Annotated in this window: 20 protein-coding genes and 1 pseudogene; 10 read left to right on the top strand and 11 right to left on the bottom strand. The window is 71.8% G+C overall.

What is annotated here, in order from left to right; genetic code table 11:
- Positions 1 to 33 precede the first annotated feature (33 nt).
- Positions 34 to 2,586: a glycosyltransferase gene (locus N801_RS11250; protein ID WP_035937784.1), complete on the top strand. Its 2,553-nt coding sequence runs from the start codon at positions 34 to 36 to the stop codon at positions 2,584 to 2,586.
- Positions 2,587 to 2,607: 21 nt separating this feature from the next.
- Here the strand turns inward: N801_RS11250 and N801_RS19775 are convergent, their stop codons facing one another.
- The 3 genes from N801_RS19775 to N801_RS19770 all read right to left on the bottom strand — a co-directional run bounded on the left by N801_RS19775 (position 2,608) and on the right by N801_RS19770 (position 5,249).
- The gene (locus tag N801_RS19775; protein WP_052112880.1) at positions 2,608 to 3,861 is read right to left on the bottom strand and encodes an FG-GAP repeat domain-containing protein; all 1,254 of its coding nucleotides are present in this window, start codon (positions 3,859 to 3,861) and stop codon (positions 2,608 to 2,610) included.
- A 282-nt stretch (positions 3,862 to 4,143) separates the two neighbouring features.
- A complete protein-coding gene (locus N801_RS11240; protein WP_035937747.1) occupies positions 4,144 to 4,353 on the bottom strand; it encodes a hypothetical protein in 210 nt (69 codons plus the stop codon).
- Positions 4,302 to 5,249 (bottom strand): acyltransferase, encoded by a 948-nt coding sequence (locus N801_RS19770; protein WP_052112879.1) that lies wholly within the window; start codon positions 5,247 to 5,249, stop codon positions 4,302 to 4,304. The genes N801_RS11240 and N801_RS19770 overlap by 52 nt, the downstream gene beginning before the upstream one ends.
- Before the next feature lie 382 nt (positions 5,250 to 5,631).
- Between N801_RS19770 and N801_RS19765 the strand changes: the two genes are divergently transcribed.
- Positions 5,632 to 7,344 carry an FG-GAP-like repeat-containing protein gene (locus N801_RS19765; RefSeq protein WP_211254719.1) on the top strand — a complete coding sequence of 571 codons (1,713 nt, stop codon included), beginning with the start codon at positions 5,632 to 5,634 and terminating at the stop codon, positions 7,342 to 7,344.
- Between the two features lie 15 nt (positions 7,345 to 7,359).
- Here N801_RS19765 and N801_RS11225 read toward each other — a convergent pair whose 3' ends face one another.
- Positions 7,360 to 8,004 (bottom strand): CoA transferase subunit B, encoded by a 645-nt coding sequence (locus N801_RS11225; RefSeq protein WP_035937744.1) that lies wholly within the window; start codon positions 8,002 to 8,004, stop codon positions 7,360 to 7,362.
- Between the two features lies 1 nt (position 8,005).
- Complete coding sequence (locus N801_RS11220) at positions 8,006 to 8,788, bottom strand: CoA transferase subunit A (RefSeq protein ID WP_035937742.1); 783 nt, start codon at positions 8,786 to 8,788, stop codon at positions 8,006 to 8,008.
- A 294-nt stretch (positions 8,789 to 9,082) separates the two neighbouring features.
- On the opposite strand from N801_RS11220, the gene N801_RS11215 reads away from it, so the two are divergent.
- Positions 9,083 to 10,930, top strand: a complete 1,848-nt coding sequence (locus tag N801_RS11215; RefSeq protein WP_035937739.1) for a peptidoglycan-binding domain-containing protein — start codon at positions 9,083 to 9,085, stop codon at positions 10,928 to 10,930.
- A gap of 3 nt (positions 10,931 to 10,933) precedes the next feature.
- Here the strand turns inward: N801_RS11215 and N801_RS11210 are convergent, their stop codons facing one another.
- Positions 10,934 to 11,641 carry a TIGR03089 family protein gene (locus N801_RS11210; protein ID WP_035937737.1) on the bottom strand — a complete coding sequence of 236 codons (708 nt, stop codon included), beginning with the start codon at positions 11,639 to 11,641 and terminating at the stop codon, positions 10,934 to 10,936.
- 66 nt (positions 11,642 to 11,707) lie between these two features.
- Positions 11,708 to 12,649, bottom strand: a complete 942-nt coding sequence (locus tag N801_RS11205; RefSeq protein WP_035937735.1) for a hypothetical protein — start codon at positions 12,647 to 12,649, stop codon at positions 11,708 to 11,710.
- A gap of 172 nt (positions 12,650 to 12,821) precedes the next feature.
- Here N801_RS11205 and N801_RS11200 point away from each other — a divergent pair, with 172 nt between their 5' ends.
- Complete coding sequence (locus tag N801_RS11200; RefSeq protein ID WP_035937732.1) at positions 12,822 to 14,927, top strand: hypothetical protein; 2,106 nt, start codon at positions 12,822 to 12,824, stop codon at positions 14,925 to 14,927.
- A gap of 1 nt (position 14,928) precedes the next feature.
- Here the strand turns inward: N801_RS11200 and N801_RS11195 are convergent, their stop codons facing one another.
- Positions 14,929 to 15,717: an inositol monophosphatase family protein gene (locus tag N801_RS11195; protein WP_035937775.1), complete on the bottom strand. Its 789-nt coding sequence runs from the start codon at positions 15,715 to 15,717 to the stop codon at positions 14,929 to 14,931.
- Between the two features lie 44 nt (positions 15,718 to 15,761).
- Positions 15,762 to 16,529 carry an alpha/beta hydrolase family protein gene (locus N801_RS11190; RefSeq protein ID WP_035937728.1) on the bottom strand — a complete coding sequence of 256 codons (768 nt, stop codon included), beginning with the start codon at positions 16,527 to 16,529 and terminating at the stop codon, positions 15,762 to 15,764.
- Positions 16,530 to 16,572: 43 nt separating this feature from the next.
- Here N801_RS11190 and N801_RS11185 point away from each other — a divergent pair, with 43 nt between their 5' ends.
- The 6 genes from N801_RS11185 to N801_RS11160 all read left to right on the top strand — a co-directional run bounded on the left by N801_RS11185 (position 16,573) and on the right by N801_RS11160 (position 23,042).
- Positions 16,573 to 17,202 (top strand): trimeric intracellular cation channel family protein, encoded by a 630-nt coding sequence (locus tag N801_RS11185; protein ID WP_052112877.1) that lies wholly within the window; start codon positions 16,573 to 16,575, stop codon positions 17,200 to 17,202.
- Positions 17,203 to 17,292: 90 nt separating this feature from the next.
- The gene (locus N801_RS11180) at positions 17,293 to 18,351 is read left to right on the top strand and encodes a glycosyltransferase family 2 protein (protein ID WP_245618398.1); all 1,059 of its coding nucleotides are present in this window, start codon (positions 17,293 to 17,295) and stop codon (positions 18,349 to 18,351) included.
- The gene (locus N801_RS11175; protein ID WP_035937726.1) at positions 18,344 to 20,281 is read left to right on the top strand and encodes a glycosyltransferase family 4 protein; all 1,938 of its coding nucleotides are present in this window, start codon (positions 18,344 to 18,346) and stop codon (positions 20,279 to 20,281) included. Before N801_RS11180 ends, N801_RS11175 begins: the two co-directional genes overlap by 8 nt.
- A 12-nt stretch (positions 20,282 to 20,293) precedes the next feature.
- Positions 20,294 to 21,223: a lysylphosphatidylglycerol synthase domain-containing protein gene (locus N801_RS11170; RefSeq protein ID WP_035937722.1), complete on the top strand. Its 930-nt coding sequence runs from the start codon at positions 20,294 to 20,296 to the stop codon at positions 21,221 to 21,223.
- The gene (locus tag N801_RS11165; protein ID WP_035937719.1) at positions 21,220 to 22,041 is read left to right on the top strand and encodes a class I SAM-dependent methyltransferase; all 822 of its coding nucleotides are present in this window, start codon (positions 21,220 to 21,222) and stop codon (positions 22,039 to 22,041) included. Before N801_RS11170 ends, N801_RS11165 begins: the two co-directional genes overlap by 4 nt.
- Positions 22,038 to 23,042 carry a DNA-3-methyladenine glycosylase family protein gene (locus N801_RS11160; RefSeq protein ID WP_245618396.1) on the top strand — a complete coding sequence of 335 codons (1,005 nt, stop codon included), beginning with the start codon at positions 22,038 to 22,040 and terminating at the stop codon, positions 23,040 to 23,042. The genes N801_RS11165 and N801_RS11160 overlap by 4 nt, the downstream gene beginning before the upstream one ends.
- 83 nt (positions 23,043 to 23,125) lie before the next feature.
- On the opposite strand, the gene N801_RS11155 is transcribed toward N801_RS11160, so the two are convergent.
- A complete protein-coding gene (locus N801_RS11155; RefSeq protein ID WP_052112876.1) occupies positions 23,126 to 24,679 on the bottom strand; it encodes a vWA domain-containing protein in 1,554 nt (517 codons plus the stop codon).
- Positions 24,680 to 24,775: 96 nt separating this feature from the next.
- Positions 24,776 to 25,216: pseudogene (locus N801_RS21045) on the bottom strand (hypothetical protein); the annotation flags it as partial.

The raw sequence follows: 25,216 nt of genomic DNA, 5'->3' as shown, positions 1-25,216 counted from the left end.
TTCGGGGCCGGCGACCGCGCCGGTCGTGTCCTGATGATTGTCGCGAACGACATCAGTCACGACACCCGGGTGCTCAAGTCCGGCCTGGCCCTCACCGACGCCGGCCTCGAGGTCACCCTGCTCGGTCGCAGCACCAGCTCGCGACGCGAGGAGTCCACGCTGGGCCCGTTGAGGGTCGTCCGGGTGCCGGTGCCATGGACGCTCAAGGAGGCGCGCGACGACGCCCGCCTCCGTCGGCGCCGACCGAGGCTCTCACTTGAGCTGAACCCCGCCGAGCGCGCCCGCCATGACCTCCGTGACGGCCTCCGGCGGCGGGAGCTGGCCCTCGACGAAGGCAGGAGCGCGCGGTTGCGGGAACGCCTGCTCGACGCCCGACACCAAGGGGTCCGGTCCCTGGTCGAGATCGACCGGCGGCTCGGGCACGCCGAACGGTTCGTCTGGAAGGTGGTGGACGCAGCGGTGCATCGAACGCCGGTCGCCGCCTCCTGGCGCTCCGAGCTGCCGGAGATCGACGACTACGAGCTGGGGATGGCGCCGGCGATCGACCGCCTCGACTGGGACGTGATCCACGCCCACGACGTGCAGCTCGTCGGGGTGGCGAGCCACGCGGTCGCCCGTCGGCGCAGGGACGGGCGGAAGGCGGACTGGGTCTACGACGCCCACGAGTACGTGGCCGGGCTGTCACTCTACGGCTCGCGGACCAGACGACGTCGAGCGGCATACCTCGACCTTGAGCGCGAGTTCATCGGCGACGCGGGTGCTGTGGTCACCGTGACCGAGCCGCTCGCCGAACGACTGCGTCGCGACCACCGACTCAGCTCACGACCGACCGTCGTGATGAACTCACCCGAGCTGACCGGCCCCTTACCCGAGTCGACCGGCGTGCGCGAGACCCTTCGTCTCGCCGCGAACGTCCCACTCATGGTCTACAGCGGAGCGGTGACCCACGCCCGGGGGATCGACACCGTGGTCGCGGCCCTCCCCGATCTCCCCGGCGTGCACCTCGCCGTCGTCTGCGTCCCCGGGCCGCACACCGTCGTCGCGCAACAGCTGGCGGCCCAGGCCCGAAAGCTCGGCTGCGAGGACCGAGTCCATCTGCTCGAGCCCGTGCGCCCACACGAGGTGACTGGCTTCGTCGCGTCGGCCGACATCGGTCTCCTTCCACTGCGTCGCTTCGGCAGCCACGACGTCGCCCTCGCCAACAAGCTCTTCGAGTACCTCTACGCCGGCCTACCGGTTCTCGTGAGCGACTGCCCCGCACAGCGGGACTTCGTGGTCGAGCACCGCGTCGGGGCCGTGCACCTGGCCGGGGACGTGGCGTCGTTCACCGAGCAGGCGCGGCAGCTGCTGGTGCGACGGGACGAGGTGCGCGCTCTCATCGGGCAGACCCCGGACCTGCTGCGTCCCTATGCATGGTCCGTCCAGCAGCGCAGCCTCCGACAGGTCTACCGGGACCTGTTCGGGGGGGAGAGGGTGAGTGAGCCCGCGACGACCACCCGTCTCGACGAGGTGGTCGAGACGACCGTGGCTCACCCCGAGCGCCCGTCGGTCGTCGGCATCGGTCCGGCCAACATGGCGGGTCAAGGCTGGGAATGGGCCAAGGCGCTTGAGCGCACCATCCCCGGACTGAGCACTCGTGTCATCTGCATCGACCGCGGCTCGCCTTTGATGTACCCGGCCGACACTGTCGTGCCGCAGAAGCAGTTCGCGGGAGACGCCGAGTGGGCTGCCGCGCTCGAGTCCGATGCCCTGGACACCTGGACGCATGCACTGATCGAGGCAGGCCGCCCCCTGTTCGGGCTTCGCAACGGCCGCGACTTCACCGGGGACGCACGCACCCTGCGTTCGCTCGGAGTCGAGGTGGGCCTGCTGTTTCACGGATCAGAGCTGCGCAACCCTCGGGACAACGCACTCCGCACACGGTGGTCACCCTTCCGCGACCCACGTGAGGCCCTGACTCGGCGCCTCCAGCAGCAGCGCGACCACCTCTTTCCGCTCATCGCACGGTTCGATGGTCCAGTGGGCGTCTCCACCCCCGACCTCCTGCTCGACCTGCCCTCCGCTACGTGGGTGCCGGTCGTCGTCGACCTCGGTCGCTGGGGGACGCGCGCGCCACTGCTCGAGCGGGCGCGTCCCCGAGTCGTTCACGCGCCGAGCCGGGCGAGCCTGAAGGGCTCGGACCACGTCGATGCCGCTCTCGCACCGTTGGTCGCCGAAGGCCTGATCGACTACCAGCGGCTCGAGAACGTGCCCCCTTCGGAAATGCCGGACTGCATCGCAGGGGCCGACATCGTGGTCGACCAGCTGTCCATCGGGATCTACGGAGTCGCGGCCGCCGAGGCCATGGCGGCGGGTCGAGTCGTCGTCAGCCACGTGATGCCCGAGGTCCGGGCCCTGTGCCCCGAGGAGCTTCCCGTCCTCGAGGCCACACCGGACGATGTGGCGGACGTCGTACGCCGGGTCGCCGACGACCGCGCGGCGGCACGTGGGACGGCGGCGGCGGGAGTGGAGTACGTGCGGGCGTGGCATGACGGCCGCCGTTCGGCGACCGTCATGCGGGAGCTGTTCGGCCTTCACGGCCGCTGATCGGACTCCTGGGCTCCCGGCTCAGAAGATGAACTTCATCGCGCCCCAGCCGGTGCCGATGACTGTCCCCCCTGCCACGCCTCCACCGCTCACGCCGCGGTACATCTTCAGGTCGCCCGCGACCGTGCGGCTTACGAGGTCACCGAACCCGTCCCCGGTGAGGTCACCCGGGCTCGATACCAGGTTCATCGTGTCCCATCCACACCCGACCTGGCGGTGGTTGCGCAGCGTCGTCGCGGTCCCGAGGTAGGAGAACATGCAGCCGTCAGACACCCTGACGGCCACGACGTCACCGATCCGGTCGCCGTTGAGGTCGCCTGTCCCGGTGATGTGGGTCATGGTGTCGAAGCCCGTGCCCACCGTCCGGACCTTGCGGAGCGAGCCGTTCGCGGCGAAGGCGTACTGCTGCAGCTGACCACCTGCGTCAAGTCCGAGCAGGTCGGGGCGCCCGTCGCCGGTCATGTCACCAGGTGTGACGAGTGCGCTGAAGATGTTCCAGCCGTTGCCGATGACCCGCCGGGTGGCGAAGCGCGCATCTCCGGCGCCGGAGTAGAGGTAGAGCGTGCCGGCGGAGTCGATGCCCAGAAGGTCGCTCCTGCCGTTGCTGTCGACGTCGCCGGGGGAGCCGGCCCACCGGAAGGTCCCCCAGCCGGGACCGATCCGCCGGCCCGACGTCACCGTGCCGGTGCCCGTGCCGGGATACATCCAGAGGTCGCCCGAGGAGTGGATCGCCATGACGTCGGTGCGACGATCCCCGTTCCAGTCCCCGCGGACCGACCCACCGGCGACGCAGGTGTAGACGCGGACCTCGTCGATGCGCAGCGACGAGGAGGCCGCGGCGTTGCCGGTCGTGTCGTTGAAGAAGAAGACGTCGAGGTACCCGGCGTTGGTCTTGGCCTCGGACGTCACGTTGAGCGCCACCCGCCGCCACGTCGACGAGGGAACCAGAGTGCCTCCCGAGTTGTTCACCGCGAATCCGGTGGTGTCGTCTCCGGTGCCCATGTACGAGAAGGAGAGGCCAAGGGTCGACCCCGAAGGGACGGCGACGTGGGTGGAGTTGAGATAGGTCAGAATCCGGTATCCCGCGCTGATGTTGGACGAAGCGTTCCAGCTGCCATAGGTCGCACCCCCGCTCGTGGTGCGTCCGAACCCGTAGGAGTCGGCGGGGTATGGCAGGGCCGTCTCGAAACTCTCCAGGGCAATCAGCGTGCCGGGCACCATGCCGGTCGGGCAGTAGCTTGCGAGCTCAGGGGTGGTCGCGGCCCGTTCGGACATGGCCCCTCGAAGGGCGGGTCCCCCCGGCGACGGAGCGTCGTGGCGGGCGAGCGCCGGCGCACGGTTCGACGTGACCGAGTTGCCCGACGGGGGGGCACTGGGTACGACCGGTTCGGCTGACGCAGGCGATGCTGCACCGACGAGCGCAGGGACAGCGAACAGCATGGTGGCGACGAAGGCGCAGCGCAGAGACGGCATCGTGACTCCGGACTCAGGTGTGGGACACGGTTGGCACCGCGTGACGGTCAAGGTATCAGCGATGCGCCGGGAAGCCGAGGCTCGTCACAGCAGTGCTCTGACGACAGGAACTCGGCGCAGGACCAGGACCACGGCATAGGTCGCGACGAACACGACGAGGACCCGGGCGAGCATCTCGGCACCCGTCGGGCTCACCGCGGTGCCTCCGATCCACGGGAGCTCGAGGACGACGTAGAGGACCGTCAGGTGAAGGGCGAAGACGCCGAGAGTGGCGTCCCCGAGCTTCCGTCCCACCGCCGCCGCGCGCGGCCCCGTGAGCGCCGAGAGCAGGCCGCCGGGCGGACCAGGGAGTGCGCGGTCACGAAGACGCCGGTCGAGTAGAGCAGCACCGAGAGCGAGTAGTAGCTCACGGGTGAGATCGTCTGCAGCCACGACGGCGCCTCGGGATTGCGCCATTGCCACGCGAGGGTGAACCCCAGAGCCGTGGACCCCAGGCCCACGACTGCCAGGGACCAGCCGTGGAGGAGGGCTCCCCGGCACGCCCAGCCCAGCAGGAAGAATCCCAGGTAGGGCAGCCACCACGTCCAGGCCAGGTCCGTGAGCACCGTCGAGACGCCGCGGAGCCGCATCGTCGCGATCGTGACGACAGGGATGGCAGCGAAGCCGAGGCCAGCGACCAGGGCACCCTTCGCCCCGCTGTCGGCGATGAACGGGATGAGGACCGGCGCGATGAGAGACAGTCCGAGGACGATCCAGAAGAAGTAGAGCGCGCTGTAGAGGTTGCCGTTGATGGCGGCGACGAGGGCTGCCTTCGGCGTCATGGGCACGTCCATGACCACCACGATGAGCACGTAGTACCAGAGGTGCCACACGACGAGGGGGACGACGATGCGCCAGATCCGGCGTCGGAGGAACGCCTGCGCCCCGCGGTACCGCGTCGGGTCCAGTACGAGCGCGCCACTGATCATGACGAACACCGGAACGGCGAAGATGGCGCCGATGTCCAAGAGTATGGCGGCCTGTCCCCGCACGGTCTCGCGGGCCCCGGGCATCGACGCGGTCCCGCCCACGGTGTGGATCGTGACCACCCCCGCGATGGCCACGACCCGGAGCCAGGAGATCCAGGCAGTGGAGGCGTCGTGGCCAGTGCTGCCGTGCAGGGGCGCGCTGCGGCGGGTGTCGGCGGTCACGAAAGCAGAGTGTCGCACAGGGCTTCGCGGCACGTCGACGCCCGCCGCCCCCATGTTGGTCAGGCGCTATAGCTCGATCAGGCTATCCAATTGTGCCCAAAGTGACTAGTGTGACCGTCGATCCATCACCACGAAAGGCTGCCCCGTGTCTCCACGCTCTGCGACACTGACCCTCTGTCTCTCCGTGCTCGTGGGTGCCGTTGCACTCGGGTCGGGCGGGGGCGCGCACGGAGCGACCCTCGCCCGGTCCTCGCCGTCCGCCGTCTCTGCCGGTGAGGCAGGCGCCGAGACCGCGCCCTTTGTTCGCGTGACACGCCCTGACCTGACGAGGATCGACAGCGCGGACAGGCGGGCGGCGACGGGCCACGACGTGGAGCCGACGGTGGCGGCCGCCACTGCCCCGTTGACCGTGGAGGACGGCGCCACCGCACTGGGTGTCGAGTGGTCCGGCCAGGCCGGACCAGTACTGGTCCAGTGGCGGTTCACCCCGCGCGGCGGCTCGGCCTCGGCGTGGAGCGAGCTGCCCGTCGAGGAGCACGGCCCCGATCCGGGGACGGCCGAGTCGCGCAGCAGCCGACGGGCCTCCGACCCCGTGCTGACCACCGATCCCGGATCAGTGGAGTTCCGGATCCTCGGCGCTTCGGTGGCGCGCGGCATGCAGGCCTTCCGCCAGCCGGTCCCGTCCGCTTCGACCCTGCGCTCCGCTGCGGCCGCAGCAGCAGTCGAGTCCGTCGGGACCTCAGCGCCAGCCATCCGTTCGCGGGCCGCATGGGGGGCGGACGAGTCGCTGCGCAGGGGCGGACCGTCGTACGGCGCAGTCAAGGGTGAGGTCGTGCACCACACGGTGAACGCCAACACCTACGCCGCCGACGACGTCCCGGCGCTCATTCGCGCGATCTACCAGTACCACGTGGTCAAGAACGGCTGGAACGACATCGGCTACAACTTCCTCATCGACCGGTTCGGCCGCGTGTGGGAGGGCCGGCACGGCGGTGCGGACCGCCCGGTGGTGGGCGCTCACAGCCCGGGGGTGAACTCGTGGACGACCGCGGCCGCAGCGATCGGTGACTTCAGCCGCAGTGGAACCACCGTCCCGGCAGCGGTGACGACGGCATACCGCGACCTGTTCGCGTGGAAGGCAAGGCTGCACCAGCTCGACCCTGACTGGACGGTCAACCTCGGCGGCGAGACGCAGCGGTCGATCTCGGGCCACCGCGACAACACGGGCACCGAGTGCCCCGGCGCCGCGCTGTATGCACGCATCCCGGCGATCACGTCGGCGACGAGCGCTGCGACGCCGAACTCGCCCGCGTTGACGGTGAGGCGCGACGCCGACAACGGTGGGGGCAACGACGTGCTCGCCCGTGATGGGCAGGGGAGGCTGGCGCTCGCCACGGCGGACGAGACCGGTGCCCTGCAGGATCCCCGGACCAAGACGACCCTCGACCCCGCCGGGCTCGACCAGTTGAGGATTGCGGGTGACTGGGACGGAGACGGTGCAGTCGACGTGCTCGGACGCGTCGTGAGCAGTGGAGACCTCAACCTGTATGCCGGCGACGGCGCGGGTGGCTTCAAGCCGCCGGTGCGTGTCGGCAACGGATGGAACACGATGCGCATCATGACGACGGTCGGCGACCTCACCGGTGACCGCCATCCGGACATCGTCGCCGCGACCAAGGTGGACTCCGAGCTGCGCGTCTACCCGGGCAACGGCCGAGGTGGCTTCCTGGCACCTCGGGTGATCGGCAACCGGTGGAACGGGGTGGCCTCACTCGTGGGCGTGGGCGACTGGGACCGTGACGGAGACTCCGACCTCATGGGCGTGACCACGCGGGGCGTTCCGATCGTCTACGCGAACTCAGGTACGGGACTCCTGGCCAATGGGCCGCAACTGAACTTCCAGGCCCCGAGCGGTGCGATCGTGACCGCGGTGGGAGACGTCACCGGTGACGCCCTGGTCGACCTGGTCGTCAAGGATGCAGCCGGCACGGTTCGCGTCGCGGCGAGCACCGCGGACCGCGCCGTCATCCGATGGGTTGCCCAGAGTGCCGAGACGGCGCTGGCCTGGCAGGACCTGACCCCCTACGGGGGCTGACGCGCCATAGTCGGGTCAGGGTCGGGCCAAAGCGAAGGTCAGCTCCGGGCCGGTCTTTTCGCGCAGCTCGTCCTCGGTCACGTCGGGGGCGAGCTCGCGCACCACGAGCCCGTCGGCGGTGACGTCGATGACCGCGAGGTCGGTGATGATCCGCTGGACCACGCCGAGCCCGGTGATCGGGAGGTCGCACTCGTCGACGATCTTGTGGCTGCCGTCCTTGGCGACGTGCTCCATGAGGACGATGACCTTCTTGGCGCCGTGGACGAGGTCCATCGCGCCGCCCATGCCCTTGACCATCTTGCCGGGGATCATCCAGTTCGCGATGTCGCCGGCGCGCGAGACCTGCATGGCACCGAGGATCGCGGCATCGACCTTGCCGCCGCGGATCATCCCGAAGCTCGTGGCGCTGTCGAAGTAGCTGGCGCCACGCCGGGTCGTCACGGTCTCCTTGCCGGCGTTGATGAGGTCGGGGTCGACGGCGTCCTCGGCGGGGTAGGCGCCGACACCGAGGATGCCGTTCTCGGACTGGAGGACGATCTCGACGTCGTCCGGGACGTGGTTGGGCACGAGCGTGGGGAGGCCGATGCCGAGGTTGACGTAGGAGCCGTCGGTGAGCTCGCTGGCCGCTCGGGCCGCCATCTGGTCACGGGTCAGGGGCATGTCAGTTCTCCTCGGCCGTCGAGCGGACGGTTCGCTTCTCGATGCGCTTGTCCGCGGCCTGCTCCGGGGTGAGCGGCACGACGCGCTGGACGTAGATGCCCGGAAGGTGGACCTCGTCGGGGTCGAGGTCGCCGGGCTCGACGAGCTCCTCGACCTCGGCCACGGTGATCCGCCCCGACATCGCGCAGAGCGGGTTGAAGTTGCGCGAGGACTTGTTGAACACGAGGTTGCCGTGACGGTCGCCCTTCCAGGCGCGCACGAGCCCGAAGTCGGCGGCGATGCCCTCCTCGAGGACGAAGGTGCGCTCCTCGCCGCCGAGCGCGAACGTCCGGGTCTCCTTGGGGGGCGAGGCGAGGGCGACGGAGCCGTCCGCGGCATACCGCCACGGGAGCCCGCCGTCGGCGACCTGGCTGCCGACCCCGGTGGGGGTGAAGAACGCGGCGATGCCGGCGCCGCCGGCACGCAGCCGCTCGGCGAGCGTCCCCTGCGGGGTGAGCTCGACCTCGAGCTCACCTTCGAGGTACTGCCGGGCGAACTCCTTGTTCTCGCCGACGTAGGAGGAGACCATCCGGCGGATCTGCTTGGCACCGAGCAGGATGCCCAGGCCCCAGTCGTCGACACCGCAGTTGTTCGAGTAGACCTCGAGGTCACGCACCCCCCTGGCGTGCAGCTCGGCGATGAGAACGCTGGGGATGCCGCAGAGCCCGAACCCGCCGACGGCCAGGCTCGCACCGTCGCGGACGTCCTCGAGGGCTGCGGCTGCAGAGGTGACGACCTTGTCCATGGCGGTGACTCTAGCCACCTCGCGCCGCCCCGCCGATGTGGCGGGGGTCCAACGGGAGGGCTAGCCCATGGTGCCTGGACATCCGCCGCAGGATCTCCTGACTTTTTCCAGAAAGGCCGAAGGATCTTCGCCCGTATGCGGCGTCACCTGAAGTACATGCGTGTAATTACCTAGTCATTACTTGCGCAACCCGTGGGACCAGTGGGACAACTGTCCAGCCGATGTGTCTGAAGTGACGTCTGTGACGCCAGTTCGGGCACGACCCCAGTCTCAGCCGCCCCTGAGGAGCTTCCGTTGACGCGGATCACCCTGCCTGCCACGACGCCGTCCCGCGGACCGGTCCGCGCCCTCGGGGCCGTGACCGTCTCCCTCCTGTCGATCCCGATGGGCCTGTCCCTGAGCGGGGGCAGCGCCTCCGCCCTGGCGACGGGCGTGCCGCTGCCGCCGACCAAGGTCCTGCCGGCAGAGCTCGACATCGCGCCGAAGTACCAGGAGGGCTACCGCTGCCTCAGCGGGAACCTGCCCGGTCCGACGGCCTTCGCGAAGCTGCTCAACGGCCACTACGGCACGCACATCTACGGGATCAACCGCACGTGCGCGGCCGAGCACGGTGAGGGCCGCGCCCTCGACTGGATGGTCAACGCCTACACCGCCGACGGGCTCGCCCTCGGCAACGCCATCACCCGGTGGCTGTCCGCGCCGGACGCCCAGGGACGCCCCGGCGCCATGGCCCGCCGCTTCGGCATCAACTACATCATCTGGAACCGCCAGATGTGGCGCGCCTACGACCCCGCCCGGGGCTGGGCGCCCTACAGCGGCGTCTCCCCGCACACCGACCACATCCATCTCTCGTTCACGTGGGACGGTGCCTACCAGCAGACCTCGTGGTGGACCGGCAAGGCGCTCCTGGAGGTGCTCCACACGGGCCCCACGACGAGCGCGACCACCCCGACCCCGATCGTGACCACCCCGACGCTGACGGCGAGCGGCTACCCGCTCCTCAAGCGCGGGGACAACCACAAGGACGTCATGCTCGCCCAGGGCGTCCTCGGGCTCGCCAAGGACGGGGTCTTCGGGCCGACGACGGAGACCACCCTCGCGTCCTGGCAGTCCCGTCAGGGCGTCCCGGTCACCAAGCAGCTCGACAACGCGACGTGGACCAAGATGATCGCGCTCAGGCTGGTCCCGGCCCGCAACGGCAGCAGCACGACCACGTCGAGCCCGCTGTCGGCCTACGTCGACACCGTCCTCCAGCGAGGGTCCGCCGGACCGGCGGTCGTCGCCCTGCAGAAGGCGCTCGGCATCACGGCCGACGGAGCGTTCGGCCCCGGGACCGAGACCAGGGTCAAGGCCTACCAGAGCACCAAGGGCATCCGTCCGACCGGCGTCGTCGCCAAGTCGACGTGGCTCGCGCTGATGGGCACCGCGCCGGCGTCGCCGACAGCGCACCCGCTCCAGCAGTTCGCGTCGCTCGTCCTCAAGCGCGGCTCCACCGGACACGCCGTGGTCGCCCTGCAGAAGGCGCTCGGCATCACGGCCGACGGAGCGTTCGGCCCGGGTACGGAGACCAAGGTGATCGCCTACCAGAAGACCAGGGGCATCGCCGCTACCGGCGTCGTGGCCGCGTCGACGTGGGCTGCGCTGATGGGTCAGTCCTCCACGGGTACGCCGACCACGACGACGCCTCCTGCCCCGGTGGTCAACCCCGTCCTGGTCACCGCGTTCACCCCCTACAAGGCCACCGTGCTCCGCGCAGGATCGAAGGGCACTGCGGTCAAGGTCCTGCAGGCAGGTCTTGGAGGGTTGGCGGTCGACGGAGCCTTCGGCTCCGCAACAACGAAGGCCGTGATGGCGCTGCAAGCCAGATGGCGCATCCCGGTCACCGGGGTGGTCGACCTCACGACATGGAACCGTCTGGAGCTCACCGTGCACCCCCTCTTCGCGTACTGGCCCACGGTGGCCAAGCGAGGCGTTTCGGGCGCGAACGTGGTCGCCCTGCAGAAGGCGCTGCGAATCACCGCCGATGGTGTCTTCGGACCGGGGACGGAGACTGCGGTCAAGGCGGCCCAGACCCGAGCAAAGATCGCCACCACCGGTGTCGTGGCGACGCTGACGTGGAAGGCCATCGAGCTGCAGATGTGAGCCTCAGGGGCCGACCGCACCCTCGGTGCGGGAGCGCTCCACCAGGACGTCCGCCGGCGCCTCGCCGCGACTGAGCACGACCGAGCCGTCTGCCGCCCACAGGGCGAGGCAGGCGCGGAGGAAGTCGGCCGTGCTCGTCGTGGTGAGGTGCCGGCGTTCGGCTCCGCCCGCGTGCGGCACGACGAGGTCGGCGTATGCCGTCCGCTCGCCTCCCGCGACGAGCGCCACGTCGTCGTCGGCGGGCTCCTCCCACGCGACGAACTGGTCGCCGTGGGTGCTGAGCTCCTTGGCCTCGTCCATCACCCCGGACGGCACCGCGAGGCCCGCGGACCGGGCGAGACCGGCGAGGGTGACGAGGACGCCGGGACAGCCGGCGGTCACCGCGGCGGCCGGGTCGGTCGTGACGAGCACGTCCGGGTCCGAGCCGTCGGCGTCGACGGAGACGGTGCCGCCCACCGACCACGTCGCCAGCGCCCAGTAGGCCGTGCGCCAGTGGGGCGGGAGGTCGAGGCGCACGACCGAGCCGGGCGCGACGTCGAACTCGTCCTGGAGGGCGTTCGCGGCCTTGCTCACCCAGTTGTCGAGGACGCGCGCGGACAGCTCGATCCGCTCACCCCGGGTCGGGCCGTCGGTGTCGTCGTAGGTCGTGATCCGCGGCTTCGCGGAGTCGGAGCGGAGCATCTGCCGGAGCACGTCAGCGGGTCGGGTCACCCGGTCATCGTAGAGAGGATCGGCGAGGTCGCCTCGATGGACGGAGGGCGGTACCGATGAGGAAGGTCATCCCCCGATGCGGATGCTGCGCCCGGACACGCTGATCCTGATCTTGGACAGGGGGGCGACGAACTGATCCAGCTCGCGGGACCGGCGCGCGAGGGTCAGGCGCAGGTCGTCCGCCGGGACGGGCGAGGTGTGCGCCGGCTCACGGCCGGCCCGGACCTCCGCCTCCTGCTTCTCGTTCCAGTCCTCGATCAGCTTCTCGACGAGCTTCTGACAGGGCTCCGTCTCCTCGAGGAGCTTCTCCAGGGGCGTGTCGCCCTCTGCGCCGAGGCAGGACGTGACGCCTCCGGCGAGCTGCTCCGAGGCTGATTCCGTTGCCGGTGGGGCGTAGGGAATCTGGCTCACGAGCCTTCCCATCGCCCGGGTCTGCGCCACCCGCTGTCCGTGCTGGAAGTCGGTGAACACCCTGAACTCGGTGATCCGGCCGGCATCCTCGAGACGCGTGCTGAAGCGTGCGGGAAGCCACAACGCGTCGTTCGCCTCCCGGACGAGGAGCCCGCTCTGCCGGAGCAGCGACTGCGCCAGCTCGGTCTCACCGATTCCGAAGAAGCTCGCCCTTGGCCACCCGACGGTGTCGAATCCCAGGGTGGTGCCGCTCGTGTTGACGAACGTGATGGTGGCGTTGTCGGCCGCTCGGCAGACGCGCAGCAGCGTCTGCAGGTCCGGCGGCTGGGGCACCTCGGTCTCGCCCGTCCGACACGTCGGCGCGGCGGGGAGCCACTGCCCGAGGGCGATCGGCGGAATGGTGACCGGTGCGGGGTCGGGCGTCGTGGGCTCCGGCGTCGGGGGTGGCGTGGGCGTGGGCTCGGTGGCCTCAGACGTGGTGGTGGTGGTCGCCGGACCCGGGTCGGGGTCGTCGGGTTCGTTGGGGCCGCAACCGGTGGTGAGGACGAGCACCGCCACGGCGACCGACCCCAGCCGGCGGCGTGCGGACAGGGTCATGCGTCCCCCAGCGCCGCACCCGTGTGCCTGCATGGACGCAGCGTCCCAGTCGCCCCGGGCGCGGGCCATGACCCGTTCGACCCCGCAGAACTGCTACCGACGACCCATCTCGTCACGCCCACCGTGGTGGCGTCCGGTGATGCGCGTGGGCACCCGGATAGCGTTGCCGACCATGACCCGCCCGCCCCAGACCGCCGACGAGGACCTGCCGACGTCGGGCCTCGAGCGGAGCGTCGGGCGCTGGCTGCAGACCCTCGTCCTCGGGGCGGCCACGTGGATCGTCGTCATGTCGCTGCTCGCCGTCGTCCTCGCAGGACTCGGCCTGTGGTTCCCGTGGCTGGTCCTGCCGCTGTCGGTCCTGGCCGCGGCCGGCTGCGGATGGTGGGCGGACGGCATACCGGCACGGGCCCTGCCGGTGTGGACGGCCGCGCTCCTGCTCGTCGTGGCCGCGGGCGCCGGGATCTGGACTTCCGCAACGCATTCGGAGCAGGTGCTGCCGCGCCGGGACTCGGGCAGCTACCTGCAGACCGCGATCTCCATGGCGCAGGCGCACGAGAGGGTGGTGCCGGCCGATCTCGAGCGCTTCGGGGGCGAGGACCTGCTCGACATCGACGGGATCACCCTGGACAGCCCCGCCTTCTACGAGGTGGGGACCCGGGAGGGGCCGGCCGTCCAGCCGCAGTTCGTCATCGGCCCGGGAGCCGTCTGGTCGCTGGGCGTCTGGGCCGGCGGACCGGCGGGGGCGATGCTCCTCCCGGCGCTCTTCTCGGCCCTGGGCATCCTCGGCATCGGCCTCCTCACGGCGCGGATCGGCGCCCCTCGCTGGTCGCCGCTGGCCTCGCTCGGTGTCGCGCTGCTCTTCCCGGTGCTCCACACCGCCCGCTCGACCTACTCCGAACCGCTGGCGACGGTCACGCTCGGGGGAGGGCTGCTCGCCCTCGTCGTCGCCGCCCGTCAGGGCAGGGGCGGCGGCGTCGGTCGCGCGGCGCTGCTCGCCGGGATCCTCGTCGGGGGAACGGCGTTCGTGCGGATCGACGGGTTGCGCGAGACCATCCTGCTCCTCCCGGTGGCCGCGCTCGCGCTGGCCCAGGGGCAGCGCTGGCCGCGCGCGACGCTGCTCGGCGCGGGCGTCTCGACGCTGCTCGCCGGCCTCGCCGCACTGTGGCTGTCGAACCAGTACCTCGCCACCATCGCCGCCAGCCTCGTCCCGCTCCTCGCCCTCGGTGTCCTCCTGGCTCTCGTCACCGTCGGGCTGCTGTGGTGGCAGCGCCGTGGCGGCGCCCTGCCACCGCGGCTGTCCCGGGTGCTCCCGGACGTCGTGGGGGCCGGCGTCGTGGTGACCGGGCTCTTCCTGGCGAGCCGTCCGCTCTGGCAGACCGTGCGCCAGTCGCCGGACGACCCCGGCTCGCGCGTCGTCGCCGGCCTGCAGCTGCGCCAGGGCCTGACCGTCGACGGGGGCCGGACCTACGCCGAGCAGACCGTCGCGTGGCTCTCGTGGTGGGTCGGCGTCCCGGCGCTCGTCGTCGCGCTGACCGCACTCGCCTGGGCGCTGCGCCAGGCGGCCGCTCGATGGACGGCCGGAGTGCTCCTGCCGGCGTGGACCGGGCCGCTGCTCGTCGCGAGCGGGTCGACCGTCCTCACCCTGTGGCGGCCGGGGATCACGCCGGACCACCCGTGGGCCGAGCGCAGGCTGCTCATCGTCCTGCCGTTCGTCGTCGTGCTCTGCGTGGCGGCAGCGGCGTATGCCGTCCGCCACCTCGCCCGCCGCGCTCCCGTCGCGCTCGCCGCTGCTGCCGGAGTCGCCGTCATCGGGGCTACCCTCGTCCCGACGGCCGCCGCGACGTGGCCGCACCGCGCCGAGCGCGTCGAGCTCGGTGAGCTCGACGCCGTGGAGGCCCTCTGCCGCCAGCTCGGCGAGGACGACGTCGTCCTCGGGGTCGACTCCCGCGCGGCCAACGAGTGGCCGCAGGTGGTCCGTGGGCAGTGCGGTCGGCCCGCCCTGTCGACGACGTCCGCCCTGCGCAAGGACGAGGCCGCGCTGGCGGAGGCGGTCACGGCGGTGGCGGCGCGCGTCGAGGAGGGCGGTGGCCGGCTGCTCCTCCTCGCGGCGGACTCACCGGACGTGCTGGAGAAGCTGGCGCCGGGCTCGGTCCGTCCGGCGCTCGACGTGAGCGTCCTCGAGGACCAGCGACTGCTCGAGCGACGCCCCGACCACCTCGTCACGCTCCCGCTGCGGGTGTGGGTCGGCGTCGTGCCGGGGGCGAGCCGGCAGGGGTGACTCAGCGGGAGGCGAGCTCCTGCGGCATACGCCGCTGGACGGCCCGGTAGGTCGCGCGGTCGGCCGCGACGACCATCCCCGGCCGGGTCGAACGCGGGCCGTAGGTGGTGCCGTCGAGGTGGCCGACGAAGCCACCGACCTCGGTGACCATGAGCGAGCCCGGAGCGTGGTCCCATGCGTTGGAGCGGCTGTAGAGGATGTAGTCGATCTCGCCCTCGATGAGCTTGGGGTAGTCGACCCCGCAGCAGACCCACGACGGCTTGAGCGCGGGCAGGCCGTCCAGGGTGTGCCCGCGCAGGGACCAGATCGAGGTCACACCGCGCGGGTCCTCCTCGTCGCCGACGGGACGGCGCGTGACGCGCTCGCCGTTGCGTTCGACGCCGGCGCCGCGCTCGACGACCCACGCCACCTCGTGCTCGGGCTGCCAGATCCAGCCGCGCACGGTCTCGCCGCCCACGGTCTCGGCGATCATCACGGCGTGGTCCGGGTTGCCGTGGACGAAGTTCTTGGTGCCGTCGACCGGGTCGACGGTGAACGCGTGCTCGGCGGCGAGGTAGCGGTCGAGGACGCTGTGGTCGGCGGCGTGCGCCTCCTCGCCGAGGACCACGGCGTCGGGGTGGGCGGCGAGGAGCGCCCGGGTGATGAGCACCTCGGCCTCGCGGTCCGCGACGGTGACGAGGTCACCGGGGTTCTTCTCGATCACCTCGCCGTCGGCCAGCGCCCGGAACCTCGGGGTGATGACCTCGGCGGCCACCTGCTTCATGAGCTCGAGAACTGCGAGTGTGTCCACGGTCACACACGCTTCCACACCTCGTGGTGGGACGCGTCATCGGGTCAGAGCGCGAGGTACTGGTCGGCCCAGGCACTGATGATCCGCGCGGCCCGCTTCGCCTGCCCGGGAGCGGTGAGCAGGTGGTCCGAACCCTCGAGGGAGATGAAGTTGCGGGGGTGGCGGGCGGTGCGGAAGATGTCGCTCGCGTTGGCGATGCCGACCGTGTTGTCGGTGGGGGAGTGCATGACGAGCAGCGGACGACGCAGCGTCGTGATGCAGGCGCGCAGGTCGGCGCGGCGGACGTCCTCGACGAACTCGCGTCGCAGCGTGAGGGCCTTGTTGCCGAAGGTCACCGACGCCTCGCCCTCGGCGATGACGCGCTCGACGACGGCGTCGTACTGGTGCTCGATGTGCGACGGGTCGAACGGCGCCCCGACGGTCGCGACCGCCCGGACGTGCGGGGTGTCGGCCGCGGCGGCCAACACCGCGGCGCCGCCGAACGAGTGCCCGACGAGCAGCTCGACCGGCCGGTCGCTGGCGGCCATGAAGCGCGTCGCCTCGACCGTGTCGGCGACCTTGTGCGAGAAGGACCCGTCGCCCCAGTCGCCCTCGGAGTCCCCGAGCCCGAGGTTGTCGAACCGGAGCATGCCCACGCCCTCGGCGGCCAGCTGCTTGCAGATGCGGGAGGCGGCCGGGCAGTCCTTGCCGAGGGTGAACCCGTGCGAGAAGACGCCCCAGCCCCGGACCGTGCCGTGCGGCAGGTCGACGATCCCGGCGAGCACCTCGCCGGAGGAGCTGGGGAACCGGACGCGCTCAGTGCTGCTCGCCATGAGGGCATCCTCGCACTGGAGGCGGGTGCCCTAGCCTGCACGGGTGAACTCGCTCGCGATCCCGCTCTGGCTGGACGTCGTGGCGGTCGGGTTCGGCGGGCTGGCCGGTGCGCTCGCGGCCCGGCGGCGCGGGTTCGACATCGTCGGGGTCCTCTTCCTCGCCGTCATCGGCGGGCTCGGCGGGGCGCTCCTGCGCGACCTGCTCCTCCAGGTGCCCGTGCGGGCCCTGACCTCGCCGTGGCTGCTCCCGTCGGCCTTCCTCGGCGGGCTGCTCGTCGCCCCTCTGCTCGCCCTCGTCGGCCCCCTGCGCTTCCGGCGGGACGTCGCGTTCACGCTGCTCGACGCCATGTCGCTGGCGATGTACTCCGTGCTCGGGACCGACCGCGCCATGACCGTCGGGCTGCCGCCGATCTCGTGCGTCTTCGTCGGCACGGTGGCCGGAGTGGGCGGGGCGCTCATCCGGGACGTCCTCATCAACGAGCAGCCGGAGCACTTCAAGCCCGGCTCGTTCTACGTGCTCGCGGCCGTCCCGGGCTGCATCGCCTACTTCGTCATGCGCACCCTCGAGCTCCCGGTGCTCGTCTCCGCCGTCGTCGCCGTCGGGGTCGTCATCACCGTGCGCATGTCGTCCTGGTCGCTCAACTGGCAGACCGGCCGCCGTCGGAGTGCGTGATGGTCGTCGGCACCTCGCCCGGGCCGCCGGCGTGTCGCGGACCCAACGGGGGAATTGGCGAGTTGGGCCCGGCGGGTACGCTCGACAGCGATGAACGAGCACCGTGAGACCTCCGCCCTGACCGAGCGCATCCCCGTCCGCACGGGGGAGCTCGCGGGCGGCAGCGACGACCCCGGCGAGACGGGCACGGTCGCCGCGCGGCGGGCAGACGAGACGCCCGAGACCGAGACCCGGTCGGCGGTGCTCGCCGACGGTTCCCCGCGGCCCTACGTGACGATCGTGCTGCCCTGCTTCAACGAGGGCGCGCACGTCCTCAAGGAGATCGACCGCATCACGGCGGCGATGAACAGCAGCGAGTTCACCTACGAGCTGCTCTGCATCGACGACGCGTCGACCGACGACACCCTCGCGGTGCTCCAGGACGCGGCGACGCGCTACGCGAACCTGCGGATCATGCCGTTCCGCCGCAACGGCGGCTCGGGCACGGCCCGCCGGATCGGGACGCAGCAGGCGCACGGCGAGATCGTCGTCTGGACCGACGCCGACATGACCTACGAGAACGAGCGCATCCCCGAGCTGGTCCGCATCCTGCGCGACGACGCGAGCTACGACCAGGTCGTCGGGGCCCGGACCACCGAGGAGGGCACCCACAAGTGGGCGCGCGTCCCGGCCAAGTGGTTCATCCGCAAGGTCGCCGAGTGGCTGACCAAGACGAAGATCCCGGACCTCAACAGCGGCCTGCGGGCGTTCCGCCGCGACGTGAGCCTGCCGTACCTGCGGCTGCTGCCGGCCGGTTTCTCCTGCGTCACGACGATCACCATCGCGTTCCTGTCCAACCAGCACGACATCCGGTACGTCGAGACGTCGTACGCGAAGCGCGCCGGGGTCAGCAAGTTCCACTTCGTCAACGACGCCTACCGCTACATCCTCCAGGTGCTGCGGATGGTCATGTACTTCGACCCGCTCAAGGTCCTCATGCCGCCCGCGCTGTGGATGATCGTCCTCGGCTTCGTCAAGGGCGTCGTCGACATGGTCCGCCACCCGTTCTACTTCCCGGCCTCGACCGTCCTGCTCATCGTCAGCGGGATCATGATCGCCTCGCTCGCGCTCCTCTCCGACCTCGTGGTGAGGTCCAGGGACGGTGTCTGACAGGGACAACTCCGCGTCGCTCCGGCTCGCGGTCGTCGGCCCCACCCACCCCTACAAGGGCGGCGTCGCCTCGCACACCACCGAGCTGTGCCACGAGCTCGCCGAGGCGGGCCACGACGTCACCCTCGTCTCGTGGAGACACCTCTACCCGACGCTGCTGTACCCGGGGGATCAGGGCGTCCCGGGTGGAGCGCCGGACGTGGAGCCGTTCCCGCGGACCGTCCGCTCGCTGTCCTGGGCCCGCCCGGACACGTGGGTGCGCACCGGCCGCCGGCTGCGCGACGTGGACGCGGTCATCGTCGTCCACGTCATCCCGCCCGTCGTGCCGGCACACCTCGCCCTGCTCCGCGCCGCCGGCGTCGGTCGCACGTCCGGGTCGGCGGTGGGCCCGCGCTCGATCGTCATCACCCACAACGTCCTGCCGCACGAGCCGCGCCCGGGTGACCGGCGGCTCATGCAGTCGCTGTTCTCGCGCGTCGACTCGGTCGTCGTCCACTCGGACTCGCAGGCCCGGCTCGCCACCGAGCTCGGCGCCCTGCACGTGCGCGAGCTCGACCTGCCGCCGCACCTGCCCGGGGGAGACCCCGAGCAGCACGTCGACTCGAGCGGCCCCACGCGGCTGCTCTCGCTCGGCATCGTGCGCGACTACAAGGGCATCGACCTCCTCCTCGACGCCATGCTCGACGTCCCCGACGTCCGGCTCACGATCGCCGGGGAGATGTGGGGCGACAGCGGCCGCCGCGTCAAGGAGCTCGCGGCCGACCCGCGCCTCGCCGACCGGGTCGAGGTGCACAGCGGCTACGTCCCCGCGGACCGGATCGCCTCGCTGCTCGCCCGCCACGACGCGCTCACCCTGACCTACCGGTCCGCGACGGCCTCGCAGAACGTCCTGCTCGCCCGCCGCCACGGCCTACCGGTGCTCGCGTCCCGGGTCGGCACGTTCGGGGGCCAGGTCCGCGACGGGATCGACGGGCTCCTCGTCCCGCCCAACGACCGGGACGCGCTCGTCGAGGCGTTGCGTCGCCTCTCCGACCGTGCGTATGCCGGCCGGCTCCGCTCCGCCGTCCGTCCTCCCGACCTCAGCGGCCCGTGGGCGCACTACGTCGGGGGGATCGAGGCGCTGGCCAGCGCGGAGTCGAACGCCCTGCTCGACCCCGACCCCGACCCGGCCGCCCTGGCTGCACCGGAGGGCCTCGTCCAGCGCGCCAAGGACCTCGTCACCGCGACGCGGATGCGCCGCCGGCACCGGCTCACGCTGCGGCCCGGTGACATCCCCGAGTCGGTGCGCGCGTCCGACGTCCTCGCGCTCGACAGCGACGCCCTCGACGCGCAGGCGACGGCCCGCCGGCTCGGGCTGCCCCGGTGCTCCGACGCCGTCGCGGCCTGGGTCGCCCTCGGCGCCCTCGCCGCGGTCCTGCGGATCAAGGACGACGGACGCCGCAGCGCCCTCGTCGTCGACGAGTCGGGGACCGGCAGCCCCTTCGCCCGGTGGCTTCGGGCGCTCGGGTTCGAGCCGGTCGAGCTCGAGGTGACCGGCCGCCGCACCTCCGTCGAGGTCCTCGACGTCGACACCGCGAGCCTCGACGTCATCTCCCGCCTCCACCCCGGCGGCTGCAGCGCCGACGACGTCGACCACACCGTGTCCCAGGCGTCCTGGGCGCTGCGGTCCGGCGGCCTGCTCCTCCTCACCCTCCCGATCGGTGAGGACGACCCCGAGTGGGCGGTCACTCCGGCCGGGATCCGCGGCGTCCTCGCCCGCGCCGACGACCTCGGGCTCGTGCTCGTCGGTGACGTCGACGGCGACATCACCGAGCGCATCCGTCAGGCCTCGGCCTCCGCGCGGGAGCTGCGGGGCCTGCGACCGGAGGGACGCAGCGAGGGTGCGACGCCGGCATACGGGATCCTGCGCCTGACGTTCCGGCGCCGGTGAGCCGGTGAGCCGGTGACGCGCAAGCGGTGGCTCGACGTCGTGCGCGTCGTCGTCGCCCTCCTCGTCACGGCGGCCGTGACGCTGGCGGTGTGGCGCAACTGGAGCGAGGTGTCGGCGCACCTGCGCGAGATCGACCCCGGCACCCTCGTCGGCGCGTTCGCGCTCGCGCTGCTCGCGCCGGTCTTCAGCCTGCTCGGGTGGAGGGTGCTGCTGGCCGACCTCGGCACGCGCCTCCCGCTCCCGCCGAGCGCCAGCGTCTTCTTCGTCGGCCAGCTCGGCAAGTACCTGCCCGGGTCGGTCTGGAGCGTCGTGGCGCAGGCAGACCTCGGCTCGCGCCTTGGCGTGCCGCGGCGGCGGATGGGCGTCGTCGGGCTGTTGTCGATCCTGCTGTCGGTGATCACCGGCGCGATCATCGGCGTGCCGGCGGTCCCTCTGCTGCTGGCGCGCTCGGAGGACTTCCGCTGGTGGTGGTTCCTCCCGGCGCTGCTGCTGCTCCTCCTCCTGTGGCCGCGGCTGCTCAACTGGGGGATCGCGCTGCTGCTGCGGGTGCTGCGGCGCGAGCCGCTCGAGCACCGGCTCACGACACCGGCGATCGCGCTGACGGCGATGTGGTTCGTCCTCGCCTGGGCGGGCGCCGGGCTGTCCGTGCTCGTGCTCGCCCACGCCATGTCGCCGTCCACCTCGGTCGGGTCGCTGGTCGTCACGACGGTCTGCGGCTTCACCCTCGCGTCGGCGATCGGGATGTTCTCGATCATCGTGCCGGCGGGCGTCGGCGTGCGCGACGGGATCCTCGCGCTGCTGCTCGGTGCGCTCATGCCGTTCCCCGCCGCGATCGCCGTCGTCGTCATCGCGCGGTTCTTCTCGGTGGTCGCCGACGTCGTCGTCGCCGCGGTCGGGTGGGGCTGGGCGCGGTCGCACCACCTCCTAGGATCACGGGCATGAGCGAGCGTCCCCGCGAGGAACAGCTGGCCTACTCCGAGCTGATGGACAAGATGCTCGACGAGCAGGGTCGGCGGCAGAAGGCCGCCAAGCTCATCTCGGTCATCTCGCACGGGCTCGGCCGGCTCGCCTCCGACGACGGCGGGCCGCTGGCCGGCCTGCGCGCCGTCGACGTGGGCTGCTCGGCCGGCTTCATCGCCGACGAGCTCGCACTTGCCGGCGCGACGACGACCGGCGTCGACATCGACGAGCCCGGGCTGGCCAAGGCGCGTGCCCGCTTCGGCGAGCGGGTCGACTTCCGGCTCGCGCGCGGCGAGGACCTCCCGTTCGAGGACGGCTCGGTCGACGTCGTCGTGCTCAACCACATCTACGAGCACGTCGTGGACCCCGTGGCGGTCGTCGCGGACATCCACCGCGTCCTGGCGCCCGGTGGCGTCCTCTACCTCGGCATCGGCCACCGGTGGCAGGTCATCGAGCCGCACCACCGGCTGCCGTTCCTGTCGTGGCTCCCGCAGCGGGCGGCCGACCGCTACATGCGCCTCACGCGCAAGGGCGACCACTACTACGAGCACTACTCCACGCCGGCCGGGCTGCGACGGATGTTCGCAGCGTTCGACGTCTGGGACTACACCCTGCCCGTGCTCGCCGACCCGGCGGCGTTCGCCGGCGGCGACGTCGTGCCCGCGTGGGTGGGTCGACTGCCCGAGAAGGCGCTCGCCGCAGCGCTTCCGCTCGTGCCGACCTATGTCTGGCTCGCGTTCAAGGAGCCCGCGCGGCCGGCTGGTCCGCCGCTGCGCGTTGCTCCGCGTCACGTCGGATGAGCGGCTCGGGCGGCTCGGGCGGCTCGGGCGGCTCAGCGGGCTCGGGCGGCTCGGGCGGCTCAGCGGGCTCAGGTGGCTCGGCCGGTCTGGAGCGCACGTTCCGTCCGGGACGGCCGTTGCAGCTGGGCAGTGTCGTCAGCACCTTCCGTCGTGGGTCCGGTGACCCGACGTCGTGGAGCGACCGGGCCGGCACGTGGGTCTTCGCGTGGCGCGCGCCGACGGGGCCGGTGACGCTACGGCTCGTCGACCGGCACCGGCTCGGTGAGGTCGAGGCACACGCGTGGGGCGACGGCGCCGAGTGGGTTCTCGACCGGCTGCCGCACCTGCTCGGCGAGCACGACGACGACGAGGGCTTCACCAGCCACCACGACGTCGTGGCGCAGGCCCGGCGCCGCTTCGCCGGGTGGCGGGTGCCGGCGTCCGGCCTCGTCGTCCAGGCGCTCATCCCCACGATCATCGAGCAGCGCGTCACGGGCAAGGAGGCGTTCGCTGCCTACCGGATGCTGGTGCGCCGCAACGGGTCTCCAGCGCCCGGGATCGGCGCCGACCTGCGGCTCGTCGTGCCCCCGGAGCCCCGGACGTGGGCCCTCATCCCGTCGTGGGAGTGGCTGCGTGCCGGCGTCGACGGGGCCCGGTCCCGCCCCGCCGTGACCGTCGCCACCCGGGCCGGCCGGCTCGAGGACGTCGTGGACGTGCCGCCGCTCGAGGCCCGTCGCCGCATCGAGTCGCTGCCCGGGGTGGGCCGGTGGTCGAGTGCCGAGGTGGCGCAGCGGGCGCTCGGGGACCCGGACGCGGTGAGCTTCGGCGACTACCACGTGGCCAAGAACATCGGCTGGGCGCTCACCGGGACGCCCGTCGACGACGACGGTCTCGCCGAGCTTCTCGAGCCGTATGCCGGGCACCGCTACCGGGTGCAGCGCCTGCTCGAGCTCTCGGGCGCGATGCGTCCGCGACACGGTCCCCGGTTCACCCTGCCCACGCACCTGCCGGGTCGCGGCTGACCGCAGTGGCGGCGTGAGGTGTGGCGCGCGGTGGTGGGGCTCCGCGGCGCCCGTCCCCGAGCGGCCATGCGTCGGGCCTCCCTTCAGCGAGCGGCGACCACGTCCGCGAGCAGCCCGGCGAGCTCGGACGCTCCCGGCGCCTCCTGCTCGACGAGGGTCTCCACTCGCCGCTCGAGGGAGCTCGGGGTGCGCTCCTCGCCGTCCTTGACGAGCTGTGCGAGGTCGGCGACCGCCGCCACCACTCCGAGTGTCCCCGACGGCGGCTCCGAGGCGCCCAGGGCCAGCGCCAGGGCGTCCTCGCGCTGGTCGTCGCCCTCGACGGAGCGCCACCGCACGCGGACCGTACCGATGCTGTCGCCGACCTCTGCCTGCCCGGTGGGGCGCACCTCGTAGAGGGCGGTGACCCGGTGCCCTGAACCGACCTCGCCCGCGTCGACGGCCACGTCCTCGAAGTCCTCGTCGGCCAGCGCACGGTTCTCGTAGCCGATGAGCCGGTAGGCCGAGACGGTCCTCGGGTCGAACTCGACCTGGATCTTGGTGTCCTTGGCCACCGGTGTCAGGGTGGCTCGGAGATCGTCGACGAAGAGCCGCTCGGCCTCGTCGAACGTGTCGACGTAGGCGTAGAAGCCGTCGCCCTGGTCGGCGAGCTGCTCCATGAGGTGGTCGTTGTAGTTCCCCATCCCGAAGCCGACGGTGACGAGATGCACTCCGCGTCGTCCGTTGTCGCGGATGGCCGAGGCGAGCCGACCGCCGTCGGTCACCCCGACGTTGGCGACTCCGTCCGAGGCGAGGATGACGACGTTCGTCGCGTCCGCCCTGTGGGCGGAGCGGGCCTGGTCGTAGCCGAGGAGGAGCCCGGCTTCGAGGTTGGTGCTGCCACCGGCCTGGAGCCGGTCGATGGCGGCGAGGATCTCGTCCGCCCGCCGCACGGGCGTGGGCTCGAGCAGCGGCGTGGCATCGGTCTCGTAGGTGACGATGGCGATCGTGTCGCTCGGGCGCAGACTCCCGACGAGCACTGCGAGAGAGGCCTTGACGAGGCCCAGGCGTTCACGGATGTCCATCGATCCCGACGTGTCCACGACCATGGTCAGCGCCACGGGCCGCCACTCCTCGGGGCCGATGTCGCGCGCCTGGAGACCGATCCGCACCAGCCGGGTTCCGTGCGTGCCGGATGGCGCAGCGGACTGGTCGGAGCGCAGCTCGAGGTCCTGGCGCTCCGGGAGGGGGAAGCCGCTGTCGAACGAGTTCACCCACTCCTCGGCTCGCACGGACTCAGGCGGGGGGAGGTGGCCCTCCGCGAGCAGGGTCCGGGCCGCGCGGTACGAGCCGGTGTCCACGTCGGCCGCGAACGTCGACAGCGGATCCTCACGGGTGTCGACGAACCCCTGCGTGCCCGCGTCGACGAAGGTGTTGTCGTCGAGGAGCCCGGGCTCGCGCGGTGGTGCTGGCTGTGGCAGCACGGTGCCGCCCGAACCGTTCTGGCCCGTCGCGGGTCCGGCGGCCTGCCCGGAGACGCGCCCTGACGTCGGGTCACCCTGCTGCTCGGAGTAGGTGTCGTAGTACCTCCTCGCGTCCGGGGACCCATCGTTCCCACCTGTGGTCGAGCACCCTGAGGCGACGACGACGATGCTGACCATCCATGCTGCGTGACGGGGTCTCATGCGTCTGGGACGAGGTGATGGTCGCCGGGGTTCCGGCCGTTGCCGAACCGCAACACGGGGGACTGCCGCGGTTCAGAACGGTGGGTCGTCCGAGGCGTCCGGTGGAGGGCTGGTCGTGGTGGGGATGTCGACCGTGACGGGCTGGATGTCGGTGAGCCAGTCGATGCGCACGGGTGGGCGGGGTCGGGTGTGGGCCTCGGCGAGGTCGAGCAGCCGGGTGAGGCTGAGCTCGAGGAGGGTGGGGAGGAGGGCGGGGTCGTCGGGTCGGGCGACGGGCGCTGTCGTGGTGGGGGGTCCGGCGGCTTCCCGTCCGGCGTCGCTTGGGCTGTGGTCGTCCGCGGCTGCCGCCGCGCGGGTTGGTGCGGGCGTGGGGTGGTGGATGCGGTCGAGGTGGTCGACGGGGTGGGTGTCGGTGGTGCGGCCGGCGGGGTCGGTCCAGTGCACGGTGCCGTCGGGGTTCAGGCGGGCGGTCCAGCCGGGTCGTTGCTTGACGCGGTGGTGGCGCCGGCACAG

The organism is Knoellia aerolata DSM 18566, assembly GCF_000768695.1.
In the GTDB taxonomy this organism is placed as follows: Bacteria; Actinomycetota; Actinomycetes; order Actinomycetales; family Dermatophilaceae; genus Knoellia; species Knoellia aerolata.
The sequence above is the reverse complement of the archived record's forward strand: the minus strand, read 5'-3'. Positions and strand labels throughout refer to the sequence as shown.

What these genes read in the sequence shown, in the direction of transcription:
- N801_RS11160 (WP_245618396.1), top strand. Translation starts at nt 22,038, where the DNA reads ATGAGCGGCTCGGGCGGCTCGGGCGGCTCGGGCGGCTCAGCGGGCTCG.
- N801_RS11155 (WP_052112876.1), bottom strand. Translation starts at nt 24,679, where the DNA reads ATGGTCAGCATCGTCGTCGTCGCCTCAGGGTGCTCGACCACAGGTGGG.
- N801_RS11225 (WP_035937744.1), bottom strand. Translation starts at nt 8,004, where the DNA reads ATGCCCCTGACCCGTGACCAGATGGCGGCCCGAGCGGCCAGCGAGCTC.
- N801_RS11165 (WP_035937719.1), top strand. Translation starts at nt 21,220, where the DNA reads ATGAGCGAGCGTCCCCGCGAGGAACAGCTGGCCTACTCCGAGCTGATG.
- N801_RS11250 (WP_035937784.1), top strand. Translation starts at nt 34, where the DNA reads ATGATTGTCGCGAACGACATCAGTCACGACACCCGGGTGCTCAAGTCC.
- N801_RS11220 (WP_035937742.1), bottom strand. Translation starts at nt 8,788, where the DNA reads ATGGACAAGGTCGTCACCTCTGCAGCCGCAGCCCTCGAGGACGTCCGC.
- N801_RS11190 (WP_035937728.1), bottom strand. Translation starts at nt 16,529, where the DNA reads ATGGCGAGCAGCACTGAGCGCGTCCGGTTCCCCAGCTCCTCCGGCGAG.
- N801_RS11180 (WP_245618398.1), top strand. Translation starts at nt 17,293, where the DNA reads ATGAACGAGCACCGTGAGACCTCCGCCCTGACCGAGCGCATCCCCGTC.
- N801_RS11205 (WP_035937735.1), bottom strand. Translation starts at nt 12,649, where the DNA reads ATGACCCTGTCCGCACGCCGCCGGCTGGGGTCGGTCGCCGTGGCGGTG.
- N801_RS11200 (WP_035937732.1), top strand. Translation starts at nt 12,822, where the DNA reads ATGACCCGCCCGCCCCAGACCGCCGACGAGGACCTGCCGACGTCGGGC.
- N801_RS19775 (WP_052112880.1), bottom strand. Translation starts at nt 3,861, where the DNA reads ATGTCCGAACGGGCCGCGACCACCCCTGAGCTCGCAAGCTACTGCCCG.